Below are 17,229 nucleotides of genomic sequence, written 5' to 3'. Positions count from 1 at the left end.
CGTCTCCCGGGTGAAGATCGCCGCCATTGAAGAGACGCTGCGGGAGGACCCCGGCGACCTCGCGTCGTGGCTCGCCTACGGCGACCGGCTCCTGGAGCAGGGCGACGCCCGGGGGACACTGATCCGTCTCGAACAGCGGCGCGCCCGCCTCCGCCCCGCCGACCGTGCGGCCGTGGAGAGCGATATCGCCGCGCTGGTCGCCGAACACCGGCAGGGGTGGGACGCGGCGCTGCCGCCGGGTGCGACCGTCCTCGAACGCAGGTACGGGTTCGCCACGAAGGTGGCCGTCGAATGGTCCGACGCCGCGCCCGTGCAGATCGAGCAGGCTCTGCGGGGGCCCTTCGTGACCGGACTGCGGATCACGCCGCCGCCGAGCGAAGGTGACGACGACTACCGGTACTGGGAGGACGACCTCGACGACGACGGCGAGCCGAACCCGGCCGGCTCCGTCGACACGGGCGGGCTCGCGACGCTCGACCTCGGCCGGCTCACCGAACTCGACCTGTCGTACCTGCGCATCGGCGCGCTCGGCGCCAAGACCCTCGCCGTCTCGGCGTACCTGCGCGCCGAGGCCGGCGACGTCGAGACCGCCGGGTCCCGCCTCGAATCGCTCGATCTGCGGTACTCCCGCGTCGGCAACACCGGCCTGGCGGCCCTCGCGGCGTCCCCGGTCTTCGCAGGCGTGCGCCGCCTGCACCTGCAGCGAAACGTGATCACCGAGAAGGGGATGCCCTCGCTGCACCGGTTCGAGAACCTGACCGAGCTCGACCTGCGCTACAACGAGATCGGCACGGACGGGGCGCGGGCACTGCTCGCGGCGCCGTTCGCCGGCGCGCTCAAGCGGCTGTACCTGTACCGCGAGGACGTCGGCGGCGACGGCGCGGCGCTGCTCGCCAAGGCCCCCCAGCTCCCGCCCGCACTGCGCAGCTATTGGAGAAGCGCATGAGCATCGAACTCCGCGACCGGTTCTTCGCCCTGTCGACCGGCCACGCCCCCGACGAGGAGGTCGCCCGGTACCGCGCGCAGGTCGACGCGACCGACCCCGAACCCGCGGGGACGGTCGACGGGCTCGCGGTCTCCTGGCATCCGACGGCGCGGTTCAAGCAGGTGCGTTTCGTCGACGCGGAACGCATCGAGGGCGAGGCGCGGGACCTGTTCGCCCGGCCCGTCGAGACCATGCCGGACCTCGCCGCCGTCTTCGCCGATCCGCGCGAACTGTCGTTCCGGACGTTCGAGAACATCCTCCCGCTCGACCGGCTCTTCTCCGACGTCCCGCTGGACCTCGAACTGACCGGATGCGAGGAGTTCACGAAGGGCGCGTACACGCTTTCGCTGGGGCTTCCGGCCCCCGCGCGGTCCCGCCTTGAGGATCTGGACTCGCTGAACCTCTACGTCCCGCCGCTCAACGCCTCGTCGCGCGGCGGCGAACGCTTCATCTTCCATTCGGGCCTGCTCGCGGAGGCGCTGTCCGCGGCGGTGCGCAAGGCGATGCCGGAAGCGCTGCTCGACGGCTTCTCCCACGTGAACCCCGTCTTCCGCTGCAACCGTTTCGAGCCCGGCGACGCCAATTTCCATCCGCACCTCGACACGCCCTACTACGACGCCGCGCGGAACCACGTCTCCCGCTACACCGTCCTGCTCTACCTCACCGGCGGCGAGGGCGAGCCCGCGCTCGACCTCGTGGACGGCGGCGCGCTCACCGCGATCGAGCCCTTCACCTGCGTGGTCTTCGACCAGCGGTACGAGCACGAGGGCGCGCCCTACCGCGACGGCCGCAAGGTGTTCCTGCGCACCGAGCTGATCTTCACCGACGCCGGGCTCGGGCACGATCCGGAGATCGGCGCGCTGTTCGGCAAGGCCTGCTACTGGACGGGCGAGAGCGTCTTCGCCCCCGAACTCGCCCGGCACGCCGACGCCTACTACAACCGGGTCGCCGCCGCGCACTGGAACGGCCTGGCCCCGGCGTCCGGCAGCGAGCCGTTCGTCCACAAGCGGTTCCGCGGTGTGCGCTACGTCGCGAACGGCTACGACTTCTGGTTCGCCGAAGACGGCGGGCTCTCGCCGGCCGAATGCGCCGCGATCACGCTCCTGGACTACTTCAACTGCAAGGTCGGCGACGCCGCGTTCCGGTCCCTCTGCGATTCGGAGGTGATCGAGGCCGAGGGCACGGACTGGATCCCGGCGTTCCTCAAGGGCAAGAGCGGCGAGTCGCCGGTCGTGCCGTTCGACAAGTCCATGCTGTTCCCGGAGCCGGAGCAGCCCAACACCGACGAACTGCCCGACTGCGCTTGCGGGATCTGCAGCGGCGACGTCCTCGGGCCTCACTTCGACACGACGCGCAACGGCGACGTCATCAAGCAGTACACCCAGGCTCAGGACGCCGCGAAGGCGGACATCATGCCCGCACCGATCCTGATGCTCGGCGAGGACGTGCTTCTCGACCCGGACATGTTCGTCGTCGAGGGCAACCGCATCCACGTTCTCGGCAAGGAATCGCCGGCCCCGGTGAACTTCGCCGCCTGCCAGGGCGGGCCGCCCTTCCCCTCGGCCAAGACCTTCATCGCCACCGCGGCCACCGTCGACGCGGCGCACTTCCTCGTCCCGCCGATCCTGTTCGCCGAGTCCGACGGCTGCCGGCACCTGAAGTTCGACTTCTTCCGCAACTCCTGGACGGTGGACCACGAACAGTCCACCGTGTCCGTCCCGATGATCCGCAAGTTCGACATCGAGGAGGACCTCGACGAGGACTGGGAGGACGACCCCTGCGGTTGCTACTGCGATTGCGACTGCGACTGCGAGGAGGACGACTGCGTCTGCGGCACCGAGTGCGATTGCGACTGCGATTGCGCCGATGAAGAGGACGAGGAGGACGAGCGCGAAGAGAAGGTCGCCGGCTCCTAGGGACGTACGGACAGTTCGGCCATCCGGGCCAGCGCGGCCACCCAGAAGCGCTGCCGCTCGGGGGTCTGCCCGACGACGTACGTGGCCCGCAGCTTCGGCGGCAGGTACGGCAGCAGCCGGGCCACGACGTCGAGATGCCGTTCGAGCTGGGACACCTCGGCGTTGGAGAACACCTGGTGGACCAGGTCCGTGTCGTCGGTGCCCTCGGCGGACGTCTCGGCCGCGGCCGCCAGCCGGGCCTCCCAGCTCGCGCGGTTCCTGGCGATCTCGACCAGGCCGATGTTCTTCCGGCCGGCCAGCCGCGCCTCCAGCGCGGACAGCGGCACCGGAGCGTACTCGCCGTCACCGAGGTAGATCAGGCCCGGCTCCAGCGGCATGTCCGCCTCGTGCAGCTTGATCAGCCGCTCCAGGGTGCGCTTGGTGACCCAGTCGCGGCCCTCGTCGTCGATGTCGTTCTTCCACCACTCCAGGACCGTCTCGGCCGTCTCCCCGTAGGTCGAGATCAGCCACTCGTTGGCCGGGATGTCGTCCGGGCGCACCTCGTAGCTGATCGTGAAGCGGCTGGCCTGCGCCACGTTGTTGGCGGCGACGAGCAGCTTGCGGCCCAGGTGGTAGGGCGGGTTCTGCAGCGCCACCTGGGCGCGGAGGTTCGGGATCCGGCGCCCGGCGAGCGTCCACTCCTGGGTGACCTCCATCAGCTTGGCGAAGGTCGCCTTGTCCTTCGGCCGGTTGTACTCGTCCCAGACCAGCACCTTGGGCTCCGGGTCGAGCAGCGACCGGGCGAGCATGGCGCTCAGCGACCCGTCCGGGGCGGGCACCGGCACGCACAGGTCCTCGACGTTGGTCACCGGCAGCGAGAAGTAGACCGGGTCGCGTCCGGTCTCCTCCCGGGCGATCTGCTTGGTGATCTCCGTCTTGCCGCATCCCGGCGGCCCCTGGAGCAGCACGGCCCAGCGGTGGGTCATCGCGGCCCGCAGGATGCGGCGGACCGGATCGGTGACGGTGGCCGGGTTGCTCGCCCCGACCGCCGCGGCGATGGCGTCCAGCACGTCCGCCGTCCGGTCCCGGCCCGGCTCGCCGTCCTTGCCCTCCTCGGTCAGCGAGAGCCGGGCGCCGTTCAGCAGCGGCAGCCCCCAGGCGAGCGGGAACCCGGCGCGGGCGCAGTCGAGCACGTGCTGCAGGGTGCGCGGGGACAGCAGGTAGCGCAGCCGCGGGCTCAGCGAGGCCCACTCCCGGAACACCTCGCGCAGATCCCGGTCGGGGAACCGCGCGGCGAGCGCCTGCCGCCACGCGGTGTCGTTCGGGCCCAGGCGGATGGTGACCATCCGGTCCAGGATCGCCAGGTCGGAGCGGCGGACGCTGGTCTCGGCCAGCGACTCGTTGTCGGTGAGGAACACCCCGACGCAGCCCAGCTCCCGCAGGTCGTACTCGCCCAGCGTCCAGTTGCAGGCGATCTGCATCAGCTGCGACTGCACGGTGCTGCCCGCCTGCAGCGAGTCGTCGATGAGCAGGACGAACGGTTTGCCCGGGACGAGCTGCCGCATGACGAGCTGGCGCAGCACCAGCTCACCGCTGTGGTCGTCGCGCACCGGGGCGTTGACGAGCAGGTCGTCGGGGGTGAGGTTGGCCGCGGGGATGACGACCAGGGTGGTGCCCGGGAACCGCTTCGGCACGTACGACACGAACGTGGACGTCTTGCCGATCCCGTGCTCGCCGAAGATCTGCCCGGTCTGGCCGGTGGCGACCATCGCGTCGATGAACTTCTCCAGCTTGGCGGTGGGGCCGTCGTCCTGCGGGTCCGGGTAGGTCGCGGTCGGCCGCCAGCGCCGGCCCGCGATCCGCTCCGTCTCGGACGGCTCCGTAACGGTCACTGCTGCTGTCTCCTCGATCATCGTCCGGACGTGACGCGGTGGCAGGCCATCGGGGGATCGTGCCGGTCCGGCCAGTCGTCGCCGCCGTCGGTGATGAGCCAGATCCACCGTTCGGGGTCGGCGGGGGTGACGTGCGGCGCGTACCCGTCGGTCACCATGATGATCGCATCGGGCTCCACCGCCAACGGCTTTCCCTGCACTTCGGCCCGGCCCTCGGCATAGTCGACGACGTTCTGGAAGTCGGTCCCTCCCCCGCCCACGACCCGCTCCCCGGGCACGAACGGCGTCACGACCCCGTCGAAGCTCAGCCAGTGGCTCTCCACCCCGTCGGTCTGCCCGACCAGGGTGGTGAGCCATTCGACCACGGAGTCCGGCATCGACCCGGACGTGTCGAACGCGATGAGCACCACCTTCGTCCGCTCCGGCCCGCGCCGGGTCAGCATCGGGTCGTGGCCGAGCGCCAGCAGGATCGCTCCGTGCTTCTTCGGGTAGATCAGCCGGTCGCTCTCGCTCAGCTTCGAGGCGAGCACGTCGACCAGCCACCGCTGCCACCAGTCGACGCGGCGGGTCTTCGGGGTGGTGCCGCGCAGCTTCTCCAGGCCGAGTGTGCCCCAGAGCCGGGTCAGCCTCTCGCCGCCGTCGGCCGTCCGGTCGGCGAGGTCGAGCAGCTCGGCGCGCGCCGCCGGGTCGCCCCGGAGCGCCGCCTGCATCACCTGACGCAGCACCTCGTCGCCCAGCCGCTCCACGGTCTCGGGGTCGAGCGGCACGCCCGGCCGGGCATCGGCGGCGTCGTCACCGTCCAGGTGGATGCAGAACCTCGGCGTGGGCTCGTTGAACGCCTTCATCCGCCGCAACTCGCCGTACACGGTCAGGTCGGTGTAGATGAACTCGTCGTACGGCAGCGGGGACAGCCCTTGTCCCTGCAGATCTTCCCGGTACTGCTCGTAGACCGTCGTGGGGTCGATGCCGACCGGCTCCCGGGCGCCCTTGCCGCCGTCCGACGGGACGGTGGGCAGGCCGGACCACCGCAGCCGCTGCAGGGCCACGTGGTTGATGGCCACCTCGGCGGCGAGCGTGAACGCCGGGTCGCTGCGCAGGTCCTCGTCCACGTGCAGGTGCCGGTGCATCAGGTGACGGGCCTCGTGGAACAGGACGAACTTCACCCCGTCGAAGTCCAGCTCCATGAAGAAGCAGGGGTTGTAGAGCAGCGCGCGGGCGCCGTCGCCGAAGGCGACCACCGCGGCGGTCGGGATCGCGGTGGTCGGGATGTGGTGGTGGCACTTGGCGTACAGCCAGGACGCCACCGTGCTCTGCCCGACCCCGAAGTCCAGCAGTGCCGACTCCTTGCGCCGCCGGGCCTGCTCGACCACCTCCGGGTCGGCGGGCTCGTCGGCGAGAAGCCGGCGCAGGTCCGGCAGCCGCGGTCGCCCCGAAGACACCCGAACCCCCCGCTTCCCGTCTCATCGCGGCAAAACCCCTTACCGCTCAAGGCACGATAGCGAGCCGGGGCTTACAGTGGTCGCGTGTCGTCGGGGAACAGCGTCGTGGCTCGCAACATGCGGCTGCTGAGAGAGCAGCGGGGGATGTCCCTGACCGAGCTCGCGCGGCAGGCGGGGCTGGCGAAGCAGACGCTGTCCACGATCGAGCAGGGATCGGGGAACCCGACCGTGGACACCCTGTTCGCGGTCGCGGAGGCGCTGGGCGTGCCGGTGACGCGGCTGGTCGCCGAGCACGAGCAGGTGATGGTCGTGCAGCGCGGCGACGAGGTGGTGTGGCGGGACCACGGCGGCTTCCGGTCCCGGTCCCTCGACCACGTCTACGGCTCCGGAGTGATCGAGAACTATCTGCTGCGCATCGGGCCGGGGCCCGCGCCCGAGCCGTCGCAGCCGCATCCGGTCGGCACGCTGGAGCATCTGTACGTGATCAGCGGGCGGGTGCGGGCCGGGCCGGTCGGCTCCGCCGCGGAGCTGGCGGCGGGCGACTTCGTGCGTTATCCGGCGGACCGGCCGCACGTCTACGAGTCGCTGGACGGTGAGAGCCTGGTCCACGTGGTGGTGAGCGTGCCGCGGGTGCAGCCGGGCACCGGGGCGATGGGGGTCGCCAGGACTCACGGAAACGATCTGCGCTGACGGCGGGGCAGGGCGCTGGGCCGGGCCCTGCCCCGGCTTCGTCAGCTTGAGAACTCGTTGTCGCGGGTCTCGGGAAGAGCCAGCACGCACACGAGGCTGACCAGGCACAGCGTGCCCGCATAGGCGCTGAGCACGAACGGCGACGCCCAGTGCGAGGTCAGCCAGGTGGCGACGACCGGGGCGAAGCCGCCGCCGAGGGTGTTGGCGACGATGAAGGTGGCCGAGGCGCCGGTGTAGCGGAGCCGGGCGGGGAACAGCTCCGGCAGGAACGCGGCGATCGGGGCGAAGCTCAGCGTGAACAGGACGAGCCCCACGGCGAACGCGCCGGTGATCAGGAGGCCGTTCCCGGTCCGCAGCGAGCCGAACATGGGCACTGACCACAGGACGCAGCCGGCGAGGCCGGCCAGCATCACCGGCCGCCGGCCCACCCGGTCGGCCAGCCGGGCGGCCGGGACCGGTGGCGAGGGCGCCGCAGGCGGCGGCCGCGCTGGCGGCGGCCAGCACCGTGTTCTGCGAGATGTCAAGCGCGGCGGGACCGTACTGGAGGCTGTAGACGATCGTCAGGTAGTAGACGGCCGATCCGCCGATCGCCGTGCCGATGCCCAGCAGCAGCCGTCCGGGGTGCTCCTTGACCAGGGTGCCGAGAGGAAAGCGGGAGCCGGTGCGGCGCGGCGTGGTGCTGAAGACAGGCGACTCGGTCACCTGCATGCGCACCCAGATGCCGATGAGGATGAGGACGGCACTGAGCAGGAAGGGGATCCGCCAGGCTCCGGCGGCGAAGCCGTCCCGTCCGGCGATGGCGAGCGTGGGCAGGATGACGACGCTGGACAGCAGGAAGCCGAGCGGCGGACCGGCCTGCGGTATGGACGCGTACAGCGCCCGGCGGCCGGGCGGCGCGTGCTCGGCGGCCAGCAGCACCGCGCCGCCCCATTCGCCGCCCATGCTGACGCCCTGCAGCAGGCGGAGCGCGACCAGGAGGACGGGCGCCGCCAGCCCGGCGGACGCGTAGGTGGGCAGCAGGCCGACGCCGACCGTCGCCGCCCCCATCAGCAGCAGCGACACCACGAGGGCCTGCTTGCGGCCCAGCCGGTCCCCGATGGTGCCGAACAGCACCACCCCGACCGGCCTCGCCATGAAGGCGCCGGCGAAGGTGAGGAACGCGGCCAGCGTCTGCGCCGCCGGGGTACCGGACGGGAAGAAGGCCGGCCCGAGGACGAGGGCGGCGGCCGTGCCGTAGACCGCGAAGTCGTAGTACTCGATGGTGGTGCCGATGAGGCTGGCGGCGGCGACGCGCGACACCTTGCGCTGGGCGCCGGCTGGGCCCGCGTGCGCGGCGGACGGGACAGCGGTTTCGGACACGGAGGGCCTCCTCGACGGGGCTGGATCTTCGTGACCCAGGCCACATGGGGTCGGTTCCACGAGGATGGAAACCCCTCCGATCAGGGCACGTGCCCGTGCCGCTCCGTGGCACACAGAAGGCCGTCCATTGAAATGGACACGCGTCTAACTTGACAGTCGGACCGCGCGTCCTCGATTCTGTGTCCATTAAACGCGTCATGCGTCAGTTTTAAGTGACACTTCGGAGCACGCCATGAGCACTCCCAAGCGCGATGACCGCGCCGCCGTCGACAAGGCCGTCAGCCTGCTCCTGTCGTTCGGCGACCAGGCCGGCGCCGGGATCGGCGTGAGCGAGCTGGCCCGGCGCGCGCGGATGAGCAAGTCCACCGCGTTCCGGCTGCTGGGCGTCCTGGAGCGCAACGGCGTCGTCGAGAAGGTCGGTCCGAAGTACCGGCTGGGAGAGCGGCTGCACGAGCTGGGCAGCCGCGTGTACGTCCCCGACCACGCGCGGATCCGGGACGCGCTCATCCCGTTCCTCACGGACCTGTACGAGCTGACCCACGAGACCGTCCACCTCGCGGCCCTCCACGGCACTGACGTGGTCTACCTGGCGAAACTGCACGGGCACCGGCCCGCACGCTCGCCCTCGCGTATCGGCGGGCGGGTACCCGCCTACTGCACGGCCGTGGGCAAGGTCCTGCTCGCCTACGACCACGAGGCGCTGGAGCAGGTGCTGCGGGCCGACCTGCGGCCGCTCACGACGAACACCGTCACCGATCCCGAGCGGCTCGTCCGCGAGATCGCCGGCATCCGCCGCGAGGGCGTGGCGTTCGACCACGAGGAGTCGACGCCCGGTCTCAGCTGCGTCGCCGTCCCCGTCCTCGGCCCCGGCGGCCGGGCGGTGGCGGCCATGTCCGTGGCGGCGCTCACCGGCCGCCTCGACATCCGCGCCCAGGCACCGGCCCTGCGCCGGATGAGCGCGGCGGCGGCCGGGCACCTGATGCGGGCCAGGCGGGCAGCGTGAGGCGTGGGGATCTCTGGGACCTGAACAGGCGCCCCAAAACAGAGTCTGGTCCCGTGGCTTCAACCACGGGACCAGTCAGTGCTGGGGACTGGCATGGCATGCCGGTCCCCCGGTTGCACACCTCGCAGCCGCCGAGCGGCCCCGAGGGCGAGCTAGTCGTCACGCTTACGGCGGACGACGACGCGGAGGGCGACGACGCCGACGAGGAAGCCGACGCAGCCACCGCCGAAAAGGCCGCCGAAGAAGCCGCCGACAATGCCGCCGAAGATGCCCCAGACGCCGTCCATGGCACCCGTGAGCACGCCGCCGAGGACGACGGCGACGGCACCGCCGAGGACGACCGCGACGGTGATGGCGATGTCGTTGGCGAGGCCGCTGATGAGGTCGCCGAACTTCCCGTTGGCGGTGATACCACCGCTGGCGCCGCCGAGGAGGGCGCCGACGACGCCGGCGGCGACGCCGGCGGAACCGCCGCCGAGGGCACCACCGAGGACGCCGCAGAGGACAACGCCGACGGCACAGCCGAGAATGGTGAATAAACGCCACATGGGGATCGATCTCCTTTGCGTTGCGTAGGCGCCCGTGGCGATAAACGGGCGTCAGAGTGACCGTCCTGCGGCCGACCCGCCGCACAACCACCCGGCCATCGACATCTTGGACGTCCGGGGACGCGCCGTGCCGCCGCACCGCCGCCTGTGCGCGCCTTCGCCTGAATCTCCGCTACGTGCCCGGCACGTGGCGGAGGTCCAGATCGGCCGGAGATGGCTCGGACACCAGCAGGCTGAGAGCCGTCTCGCCCAGGTCGACGTCCACGACGTAGCGGAAGCCGGCGGATTCGGCGGCGGCGACCCGGTCCACGTCGCCCTCAGGGGCGGCGAACACGACACGACGGCAGGCCGGGTCCGCCTTCCTGACGGCGTCGGCCAGCGCCCGCAGCAGAGCGGAGAGCGCGTCGCCCGCCACGGCGTCCGGCACGCGCACCTCCAGATCGCGGGCGCCCACGGGGTAGGCGTCCCGGAGCCGCCCGGCGGCGCATCGCTCCACCTGGACGGCGGTCTCGACGCCGTCGCCGTGCACCCGCATCCGTCCGGCGACGCGCGTCCAGTCCTCGACGGCGACCCGCAGGCCCGGCACCGCGGTCATGTCAGCCCGCCCCGTCCACGAGCCGGCGGATGACGGCCTTGTCCAGCTTGCCGGACGCGTTCCGGGGCACGCTTTCGACGATCTTCAGCCTGCGGGGCAGCTTGTACCTGGCCAGCCGCTCGGCGGCGTGGTCGCGGACATCGTCGAGCGTGACCGGCGTGTCCCCGGCCAGCGACACCACGGCGACCACGGTCTCGCCCCACTCCTCGTCGGCCGTCCCGACCACGGCGACGTCGGCGAGCTCCCGCATGGAGGCCAGCGCGCGCTCGACCTCGGCCGGGTAGACGTTCTCCCCGCCGCTGATGATCATGTCCTTGAGCCGGTCGACGATGTAGAGGTGACCGTCGTCGTCCAAGCGTCCGATGTCGCCGGAGTGGAACCAGCCGGCGTCGTCGAAAGCGGCCGCGGTCGCCTCGGGGTCCTCCCAGTAGCCCGGCGTGACGTTCGGCCCGCGGACGACGATCTCCCCGGAGACGCCCGGCGGCACGGGCCTGCCGGTCTCCGGGTCGATGACGCGCACCTGCGTGTGCGGCATCGGGATGCCGGCCGAGCCGAGCTTGTCCAGGGTGCGCTCGGCCGGCAGGTGGGTCGCGAACGGCGCGGTCTCGGTGAGCCCCCATGCCTGCTGGAGGAGGATGCCGTGCGCGGCGTACCGCTCGATGAGGGACGGCGGCACGGGCGCGCCGGCGACCACGACCGAGCGCAGGTCGCCGAGGTCGGCGTCGAAGACCCCGGGCACCCGCCCCAGGGCGGCCAGCATGGCGGGGACCGCGAACAGGGAGTTCACCCGGAAGCTCACCAGGTCGTCCAGGAACGCCTTCGGTTCGAAGGAGCGCCGCACGACCACGGTGCCGCCGCGGACGAGCGTGCGCAGCACGAAGCTGTTCAGCGCCCCGATGTGGAAGAGCGGGGCCGCCGCGAGCGTCACGTCCCCCCGCCGGGTGTCGATCACCGTGTCCACGTTGACGGAGTTCCACCAGGTGTTGCCGTAGGTCAGGATGACGCCCTTGGGCAGGCCGGTGGTTCCCGAGGTGAACATCAGGATCGCCGGGTCGTCGAACCCCTTGGCCACCACCGGCGAGACCGGCGTGGCCGCGGCGATCGGGCCGGACCACGGCTCCCAGCCGCCGGTGGCGGGGACCTGCGGGTCGTCGTCCACGAGGAGGAACCGCCTGAGCCCGGTACGGTCGCGCACCTTCTCGACCGCGGCGCGATGCCCCTCCTCGCAGACGATCGTGGCGGCGCCGCTCCGGTCGAGCACGCGCTCCAGTTCGGGACCGGCGAGGCGGAAGTTGACCGGGACGAAGATGGCCCCGATCCGGAATGAGGCCAGCATCGTGACCAGGAACGACGCGCTGTTCAGGCCCAGATGGGCGACGCGGTCCCCAGCTGCGACGCCGCCCGTGGACAGAACGCCCGCCAGCCGCGCCGCCTTCTCGTCCAGCTCGGCGTACGTCAGGTCTCCGCCCTCGTACCGGACGGCCGTGACCTCACCGTGGTGGCGGGCGTTGCGCGCGACCGCGGACGCGGGGTTGATGTCGACGTTGAGCCCGGAGTTGGCGGGGTGGGGGTGCGGCACGGTCGGCTCCTCAGAGGTGGTCGCCGCCGGCGGGGCGCGCGAAGCCGCGTACGCCGATGCCGCCGTCGACGGAGATGGCTTGTCCGGTGATGGGGCCGCTCTGGTCGCGGGCGGCGAGCAGCACGTACGGGCCGGTGAAGTCGTGCGGGTCGGTGCTGGAGTCGTGCAGCGGGATCGGCGGGGGCGCGGCGTCGTCTCGCCTCTTGCCGAAGGACGCCTCGATCGAGCGGTCCTGGAGGGCGAGCGACTCCGGCCCTCGCAGGTCGGTCCGCATGCCGCCGCAGGCGACGCCGTTCACCCGCACCTTGGGCGCGAGCTCGTAGGCGAGTTCGCGCATCAGCCCGAGGCAGGCGTGCTTGCTGGCGGTGTAGAGGGGGCCGCCGCCGTTGACGTAGAAGGACGAGTTGGACAGCGTCATGACGATGCTGCCGCGCGTCTTCACCAGCTCCCTCCACGCCGCCTCGGCGGACAGCAGATAGCCCTTGACGTTGATGGAGAACAGCTCGTCGAAGGCGGCGTCGATCTCGCCGGCGGTGAGCCGGGTGAGCTGCCGCTGGTAGTCCCAGATTCCGGCGTTGGCGACGAGGGTGTCGAGCCTGCCGAAGCGCTCGACCGTCTCGGACACGGCGGCGTGCAGCCCCGCCGGATCACGGACGTCCGCGACGGCCATGTGCGCCCTGGACGGGTCCGGCAGGGACCGGACGACGTCCCGGAGCTGCTCCTCGTCGCGGCCGAGGACGGTCACCGCGGCGCCCTCAGCCACGAACCGTTCCGCGACGGCGCGGCCGATGCCCGAACCGCCGCCGGTGATCAACGCGACGTCGCCGTCGAGCCAGCCGCTCATGACCGTCCCGCCAGGAAGCCGGTGACGAGTTCCTCGAACTCGCGCGCCTGCTCCAGCTGCACCCAGTGGCCGCACCGTCCGAACACGTGCAGCCGCACGTCGCGGATCTGCTTGAGCATGAGCTGGGCGCCGTCGAGAGTGATCGTGCGGTCGTCGCGTCCCCACAGCAGCAGCGTCGGCGCCTTGATCTTGTGCAGGTCGCGCCACAGCGGGTCCATGCCGCCGCGTTCGGCGAAGGCGGCGTTGTAGTGGTGGTAGAACTCGATGTGGCTCTCGTCGAGGGACGCCTCGTAGCGCGCCCGGACGACGTCCGCGCCGAACCGCGCGTGGTCGAACACCATGGTGCGGATGAAGGCGGCCATCTTCTTCTCGCTCGGCCCGTCGCCGTTGAAGTAGCGGAACATCGCCTTCTGCCCCTCGGTGGGGGTGGGCCCGGTCGGCAGCCAGCCGCCGCCGGGCGCCATCAGCACCAGCCGGTCGACGCGCTCGGGACGCCGCTGTGCCATCGCGATCGCGGCGGCGCCGCCCAGGCTGTTCCCCAGCAGGTGGAAGGAGCCGGCGCCGAGCGCGTCCAGCGCCTGGAAGAGGGCGTCCACCGTGATCTCGGTGATGGACCTCTCCTCGAGGTCGGCCGCGGTGGGGCGGTAGCTGCCGCCGAAGCCCGGCTGGTCGGGCAGCAGGACGCGGAAGCGCCGGGCCAGCGCCGGAAGGTTCTGCCGGTAGTTGGAGACGCCGGACGCCCCCGGGCCGCCTCCGTGCAGCATCACCAGCACCGGCCCCTCGCCCGCCTCGGCGACGGCGATCTCGCCGAGCGAGGTGGGCACCTGGTGCTGCTTGAGGTCGAGGTCGGGCACAGGATTTCCCCTCAGAAGAAGGTCGAGATGTTCTTCGCCAGCAGGATGTTCTGGTCGAGCAGGATCGCCCGCCGGGCGACCAGGAAGCCGTCGCCGGCGCGGCGCAGCACGTCCTCGCGGCTGCCGGCGAACACGTTCTCCTCGCGCTCCAGCCGGTTCCGGTAGACGAGGAAGGCCGACCGCACGAGCAGGTCGTCATCGGTGAAACCGGGGTCACCGGCCGGATCCACGTGCCGGACCCGCACGTTCGTGATCAGGTGCCGGGTGCGGGACGGCGGGTCCTCGGCCCACGCCATGCCGGAGTCGAACCGGCGGACGCGCCAGGCGAGGCTCTCCTTGGTCTCGTCGTAGTAGGCGGCCTCGCCGCGCGCCGCCACGGACAGCGCCTGCTGCCGCCGGAGCCTGTTGGTGCGCGTCGGCATCCAGTAGTCCAGGTCGTCGGCGAGCAGGTCGAGCCAGTCGGCGTAGCGCCCGGCGTCGAGGAGGTCGGCCTCCGCGTAGTAGAACTGCTCGACCTCGAAATGGGTGTCGCGGTCGGCGCGCGTGCCCGCGCGCGACCGGCTCTGCTCGGTGGCGGTGCTCACGGGTGTCATTCGATCCCTTCTCCGACGCGGGGCGGTACGGGTCGTGCCGCGCAGCGGCACGTCACCCGCGCAGCAGGTGGCGCAGGTTCACGGAAGGGTCGGACAGCCGCGCCGGATCGACCCGGACGCGCCGGTCGATCATCCTGCGGCCGGCCCGGACGGCGGCCGGGTCGTCCACCGCCGCGGCGGCCACGACCATGCCGGCGCGCAGTCCGAACACCGAGAAGCCGGGGTCGTCGTAGGAGCCGCGGACGATGATCCGTTCGGCCCGGTCCATGTGACCGGCGACCTCGACGTGGCTCCCGTGCCGGTCCGTCCAGAACCAGGGGGCGATCGGCTCCGGCGCGGGCAGGCCGAGGAGGGTCGCCGCCGCCCGCGCGCCGTCGTGCTGGGCGGCCTCCCAGTGCCCCGCGCCGGCGGAGTCCCCCACCGCCAGCACTGCCGGGTTCGAGGTCACCTGGCGGGGGTCCACGACGATCCCGCGTTCGACGGCGAGGCCGGCCGCCGTTGCCAGCCCGGTCTGGGGCACCATCCCGACGCCGAGGACCACGGCGTCGAATACCCGCGCTCCGGATCCACCGGTGAAGTGCGCCTCGACGCCGTCGGCCGCCGGGACGAACGACTCCACTCCGGCTCGCAGGGTCACGATGCCCTTGACGGTGTGCCGTTCGTGCAGCCAGGCGGCCAGTTCGGCACCGACGGCGGACACCAGTGGCGTCGCCGGGTCGGCCAGGACGACCTCGCAGCCGAGGCCCGCCGCGGTCGAGGCGACCTCGGCGCCGATCAGCCCGGCGCCGACGATGAGGACGCGCGCTCCCGGCGGCAGCGACGCGCGGAGCCGGTCGGCGTCCTCGACCGTGCGCAGCACGTGCACCCGGTCGTCGTCGCCTCCGGGAACGGGCGGCCGTGCCGCACCACCGCCGGTCGCCAGCACCACCCGGTCGGCGGGCAGCACCGATCCGTCTTCGAGTTCCACGCCGCCGTCCCCCGGGCGCAACGCGGCGACCCGGGTCAGGTTGACCAGCCGCACGTCCCGCTCGTCGAACCACCGCGGGGACTGGAGGGCGAGCTGTTCCAGGTCCCTGGTCCCGGCGAGGTACTCCTTCGACAGCGGCGGACGATCGTAAGGGAACTCCCCCACGTCGACCAGCGTGAGGTCGCCGCCGAAGCCGCCCACCCTGAGCGCCGCCACCGTGCTGACGCCGGCGACACCGCCGCCGACGATCACCACCCTCATGGCGCTTCGCCCGGGAAGAGGTACACCTCGCCGTCGCGGACCTCCACCCGGTGCGGGCAAGTGCTCTTCGTCGCGGGCAGGCCCTGCACCTCGCCGTTCTTCAGGCAGAACCGGCTGGCGTGGAGCGGGCATTCGACGAATCCGTCCTCGACCCACCCGTCCGCCAGCGAGGCGTCCTCGTGGGTGCATGTGTCGTCGAGCGCCCACACGCTGCCGTCGGTGTCGCGCAGCAACGCGATGCCGTCGCCCGTGCCGGTGAGTTCCTTGCCGACGGCGATGCCCTCGCCCTCGGGGATGTCGTCCAGCGCGGCGACACGGATGCCCTTGCTCATCAGTCCTCCTCGTGCCAGGCGGGCGTGTTCATCAGCTCACGCCAGCGCGCGTAGAAGCCCCGCCCTGCGGCATCGCTGTAGAGCTCGCTGGTCGTGCCCGGGTGCCGGCCGTCCTCCCGCTCGGAGCCGAGGCCCATCTGGTAGTTGAGCGGGACGCCGTTGCTGATGAAGCCGTGCGAGACGGCCTGCACTTCGCTCCAGTTCTCGCCGTCGTCCTGCTCGAAGATCCCGCTGGGACCGAACGTGCGCAGGTTGTAGCGGCGCTGCGCCTCGCGGACCTCGTCCGGCATGGACGCGTCGACGATCGTCCAGGCCCACACCTCCATCCGGTCGGGTCCCTTGGGGTGCCAGACGCGTATGGACCCGTTGACCGGCAGGTAGGAGAAGTTGGGGAAGACGGTGGCGTGCCCGTTCGTCAGCGGCCCCTCCACGCGGGCCTCGCCCAGCCGTTCGCGCAGGGCCTCGTAGTCCGTCCACTCGTGGACGGTCCGGGCATCGAACCGGTTCTTGGGGTGGACGGGGAATCCCGCGCCGTGCCCCTTGGGGTCGGTGTACTGCCGTCCCGCGCGATGGACGATCTCGTCCTTGGGCATCGTGCCGGTGGGCGACAGGACCATGAGCGCGGACGCGTGGCTCATGTTGACGTGGTACCAGTCCGTCGCGAACTGCTCGGCGGCCAGCTTCCAGTTGCCTTCGAGCACCCACTTGTGGACGCCGCCCACGACGACCGTGCCGTGCTCGTCGTGGTCGAGCATCGCGTCCATGTACCAGGCCATGTCGCCGAGCGACTCGCGCAACGGCACCGGCTCGGGGTTCCACGTACCGAAGATCAGGCCGCGGTACTCCTCGACGTGGGGCACCTCGACGAGGCCCCACTCCCCCGTGTCGAACGACTCGGGATAGCCCGCCCGGTTGGGCACGCTCACCAGCCGGCCCTCCAGGTCGTAGGACCAGCCGTGGTAGGTGCACGTGAAGTTGCGCGTCGCGCCCTCGTCGGCGCGGCACACCCGGGCGCCGCGATGCCGGCAGGAGTTCAGGAAGGCGCGGACCCGCTGGTTCCGGTCCATGGTGACGATGACCGGGTCCTCGCCCATGGCGGTGGTGAAGAAGTCGCCCGGCCTGCGGAACTGGCCGGTGTGAGCGAGGAACAGCCAGCTCGGCGCGAAGACCCGGCGCAGCTCCTGCTCGTAGAGCCGCCGGTCGGTGAAGATCGCGCGGTCCAGCAGCCCGCCCTCGGCGTCCACCAGCCCGGAGACGTCGATGTCGCGCGCCATCCCGGCCGGGCGCCGCAGCGCCCCGCGCGGCGTCCCGGTGGCCGCGTGCCGGGGTCGAGTCGTCGAGGTCATGCGCCGAGGCAACCGCACCGGCCCGGCCGCGTTCCAACCCTCGTGCC

The 17,229-nt window shown here is 71.7% G+C and carries 16 protein-coding genes and 1 pseudogene; 4 read left to right on the top strand and 13 right to left on the bottom strand.

Annotated elements, in window-relative coordinates; all coding sequences use genetic code 11:
- Positions 1-10 precede the first annotated feature (10 nt).
- Entirely contained in the window at positions 11-946 is a 936-nt protein-coding gene (locus tag ACQPZP_RS04025; RefSeq protein ID WP_433476276.1) for a hypothetical protein, read from the top strand.
- Positions 943-2,901, top strand: coding sequence for a hypothetical protein (locus ACQPZP_RS04020; RefSeq protein ID WP_433476275.1), 1,959 nt, complete (start codon positions 943-945; stop codon positions 2,899-2,901). The genes ACQPZP_RS04025 and ACQPZP_RS04020 overlap by 4 nt, the downstream gene beginning before the upstream one ends.
- Here the strand turns inward: ACQPZP_RS04020 and ACQPZP_RS04015 are convergent.
- Both ACQPZP_RS04015 and ACQPZP_RS04010 read right to left on the bottom strand, forming a co-directional pair.
- A complete protein-coding gene (locus ACQPZP_RS04015) occupies positions 2,898-4,772 on the bottom strand; it encodes an AAA family ATPase (protein ID WP_433476274.1) in 1,875 nt (624 codons plus the stop codon). The genes ACQPZP_RS04020 and ACQPZP_RS04015 overlap by 4 nt on opposite strands.
- Positions 4,773-4,789: 17 nt before the next feature.
- The gene (locus ACQPZP_RS04010; RefSeq protein ID WP_433476273.1) at positions 4,790-6,211 is read right to left on the bottom strand and encodes a DUF2201 family putative metallopeptidase; all 1,422 of its coding nucleotides are present in this window, start codon (positions 6,209-6,211) and stop codon (positions 4,790-4,792) included.
- Between the two features lie 84 nt (positions 6,212-6,295).
- Between ACQPZP_RS04010 and ACQPZP_RS04005 the strand changes: the two genes are divergently transcribed.
- Positions 6,296-6,901, top strand: a complete 606-nt coding sequence (locus ACQPZP_RS04005; protein WP_433476272.1) for a helix-turn-helix domain-containing protein — start codon at positions 6,296-6,298, stop codon at positions 6,899-6,901.
- Positions 6,902-6,942: 41 nt separating this feature from the next.
- Here the strand turns inward: ACQPZP_RS04005 and ACQPZP_RS04000 are convergent, their stop codons facing one another.
- Complete coding sequence (locus tag ACQPZP_RS04000) at positions 6,943-7,425, bottom strand: MFS transporter (protein ID WP_433476271.1); 483 nt, start codon at positions 7,423-7,425, stop codon at positions 6,943-6,945.
- A pseudogene (locus ACQPZP_RS03995) lies at positions 7,415-8,200 on the bottom strand (MFS transporter); the annotation flags it as partial. The pseudogene ACQPZP_RS03995 and the gene ACQPZP_RS04000, both read right to left, overlap by 11 nt.
- Positions 8,201-8,492: 292 nt before the next feature.
- Between ACQPZP_RS03995 and ACQPZP_RS03990 the strand changes: the two are divergent.
- Positions 8,493-9,263: an IclR family transcriptional regulator gene (locus tag ACQPZP_RS03990; RefSeq protein ID WP_433476270.1), complete on the top strand. Its 771-nt coding sequence runs from the start codon at positions 8,493-8,495 to the stop codon at positions 9,261-9,263.
- A 152-nt stretch (positions 9,264-9,415) separates the two neighbouring features.
- Here the strand turns inward: ACQPZP_RS03990 and ACQPZP_RS03985 are convergent, their stop codons facing one another.
- The 9 genes from ACQPZP_RS03985 to ACQPZP_RS03945 all read right to left on the bottom strand — a co-directional run bounded on the left by ACQPZP_RS03985 (position 9,416) and on the right by ACQPZP_RS03945 (position 17,182).
- Entirely contained in the window at positions 9,416-9,811 is a 396-nt protein-coding gene (locus ACQPZP_RS03985) for a hypothetical protein (protein WP_433476269.1), read from the bottom strand.
- Between the two features lie 172 nt (positions 9,812-9,983).
- Positions 9,984-10,406, bottom strand: coding sequence for a hypothetical protein (locus ACQPZP_RS03980; RefSeq protein ID WP_433476268.1), 423 nt, complete (start codon positions 10,404-10,406; stop codon positions 9,984-9,986).
- 1 nt (position 10,407) lies between these two features.
- Positions 10,408-11,985, bottom strand: a complete 1,578-nt coding sequence (locus ACQPZP_RS03975) for an acyl-CoA synthetase (RefSeq protein ID WP_433476267.1) — start codon at positions 11,983-11,985, stop codon at positions 10,408-10,410.
- Positions 11,986-11,995: 10 nt separating this feature from the next.
- Entirely contained in the window at positions 11,996-12,829 is an 834-nt protein-coding gene (gene hcaB, locus ACQPZP_RS03970; protein WP_433476266.1) for a 3-(cis-5,6-dihydroxycyclohexa-1,3-dien-1-yl)propanoate dehydrogenase, read from the bottom strand.
- Positions 12,826-13,683 (bottom strand): alpha/beta fold hydrolase, encoded by an 858-nt coding sequence (locus tag ACQPZP_RS03965; protein WP_433476265.1) that lies wholly within the window; start codon positions 13,681-13,683, stop codon positions 12,826-12,828. Before ACQPZP_RS03965 ends, hcaB begins: the two co-directional genes overlap by 4 nt.
- 11 nt (positions 13,684-13,694) lie before the next feature.
- Positions 13,695-14,267: a 3-phenylpropionate/cinnamic acid dioxygenase subunit beta gene (locus tag ACQPZP_RS03960; protein ID WP_433476264.1), complete on the bottom strand. Its 573-nt coding sequence runs from the start codon at positions 14,265-14,267 to the stop codon at positions 13,695-13,697.
- Positions 14,268-14,328: 61 nt separating this feature from the next.
- Positions 14,329-15,504, bottom strand: a complete 1,176-nt coding sequence (locus ACQPZP_RS03955) for an NAD(P)/FAD-dependent oxidoreductase (protein WP_433476263.1) — start codon at positions 15,502-15,504, stop codon at positions 14,329-14,331.
- Positions 15,501-15,836: a non-heme iron oxygenase ferredoxin subunit gene (locus tag ACQPZP_RS03950; RefSeq protein WP_433476262.1), complete on the bottom strand. Its 336-nt coding sequence runs from the start codon at positions 15,834-15,836 to the stop codon at positions 15,501-15,503. Before ACQPZP_RS03950 ends, ACQPZP_RS03955 begins: the two co-directional genes overlap by 4 nt.
- Positions 15,836-17,182, bottom strand: a complete 1,347-nt coding sequence (locus tag ACQPZP_RS03945; RefSeq protein WP_433476261.1) for an SRPBCC family protein — start codon at positions 17,180-17,182, stop codon at positions 15,836-15,838. Before ACQPZP_RS03945 ends, ACQPZP_RS03950 begins: the two co-directional genes overlap by 1 nt.
- Positions 17,183-17,229: the final 47 nt, after the last annotated feature.

It is taken from the genome of Spirillospora sp. CA-142024, assembly GCF_050942325.1.
GTDB lineage: Bacteria > Actinomycetota > Actinomycetes > Streptosporangiales > Streptosporangiaceae > Spirillospora.
This window is presented reverse-complemented; position numbering and strand designations above follow the sequence as displayed.

Coding starts and splice junctions, on each gene's coding strand:
- ACQPZP_RS04020 (WP_433476275.1), top strand. CDS start 943: ATGAGCATCGAACTCCGCGACCGGTTCTTCGCCCTGTCGACCGGCCAC.
- ACQPZP_RS03990 (WP_433476270.1), top strand. CDS start 8,493: ATGAGCACTCCCAAGCGCGATGACCGCGCCGCCGTCGACAAGGCCGTC.
- ACQPZP_RS03985 (WP_433476269.1), bottom strand. CDS start 9,811: ATGTGGCGTTTATTCACCATTCTCGGCTGTGCCGTCGGCGTTGTCCTC.
- ACQPZP_RS03980 (WP_433476268.1), bottom strand. CDS start 10,406: ATGACCGCGGTGCCGGGCCTGCGGGTCGCCGTCGAGGACTGGACGCGC.
- hcaB (WP_433476266.1), bottom strand. CDS start 12,829: ATGAGCGGCTGGCTCGACGGCGACGTCGCGTTGATCACCGGCGGCGGT.
- ACQPZP_RS03955 (WP_433476263.1), bottom strand. CDS start 15,504: ATGAGGGTGGTGATCGTCGGCGGCGGTGTCGCCGGCGTCAGCACGGTG.
- ACQPZP_RS03950 (WP_433476262.1), bottom strand. CDS start 15,836: ATGAGCAAGGGCATCCGTGTCGCCGCGCTGGACGACATCCCCGAGGGC.
- ACQPZP_RS03945 (WP_433476261.1), bottom strand. CDS start 17,182: ATGACCTCGACGACTCGACCCCGGCACGCGGCCACCGGGACGCCGCGC.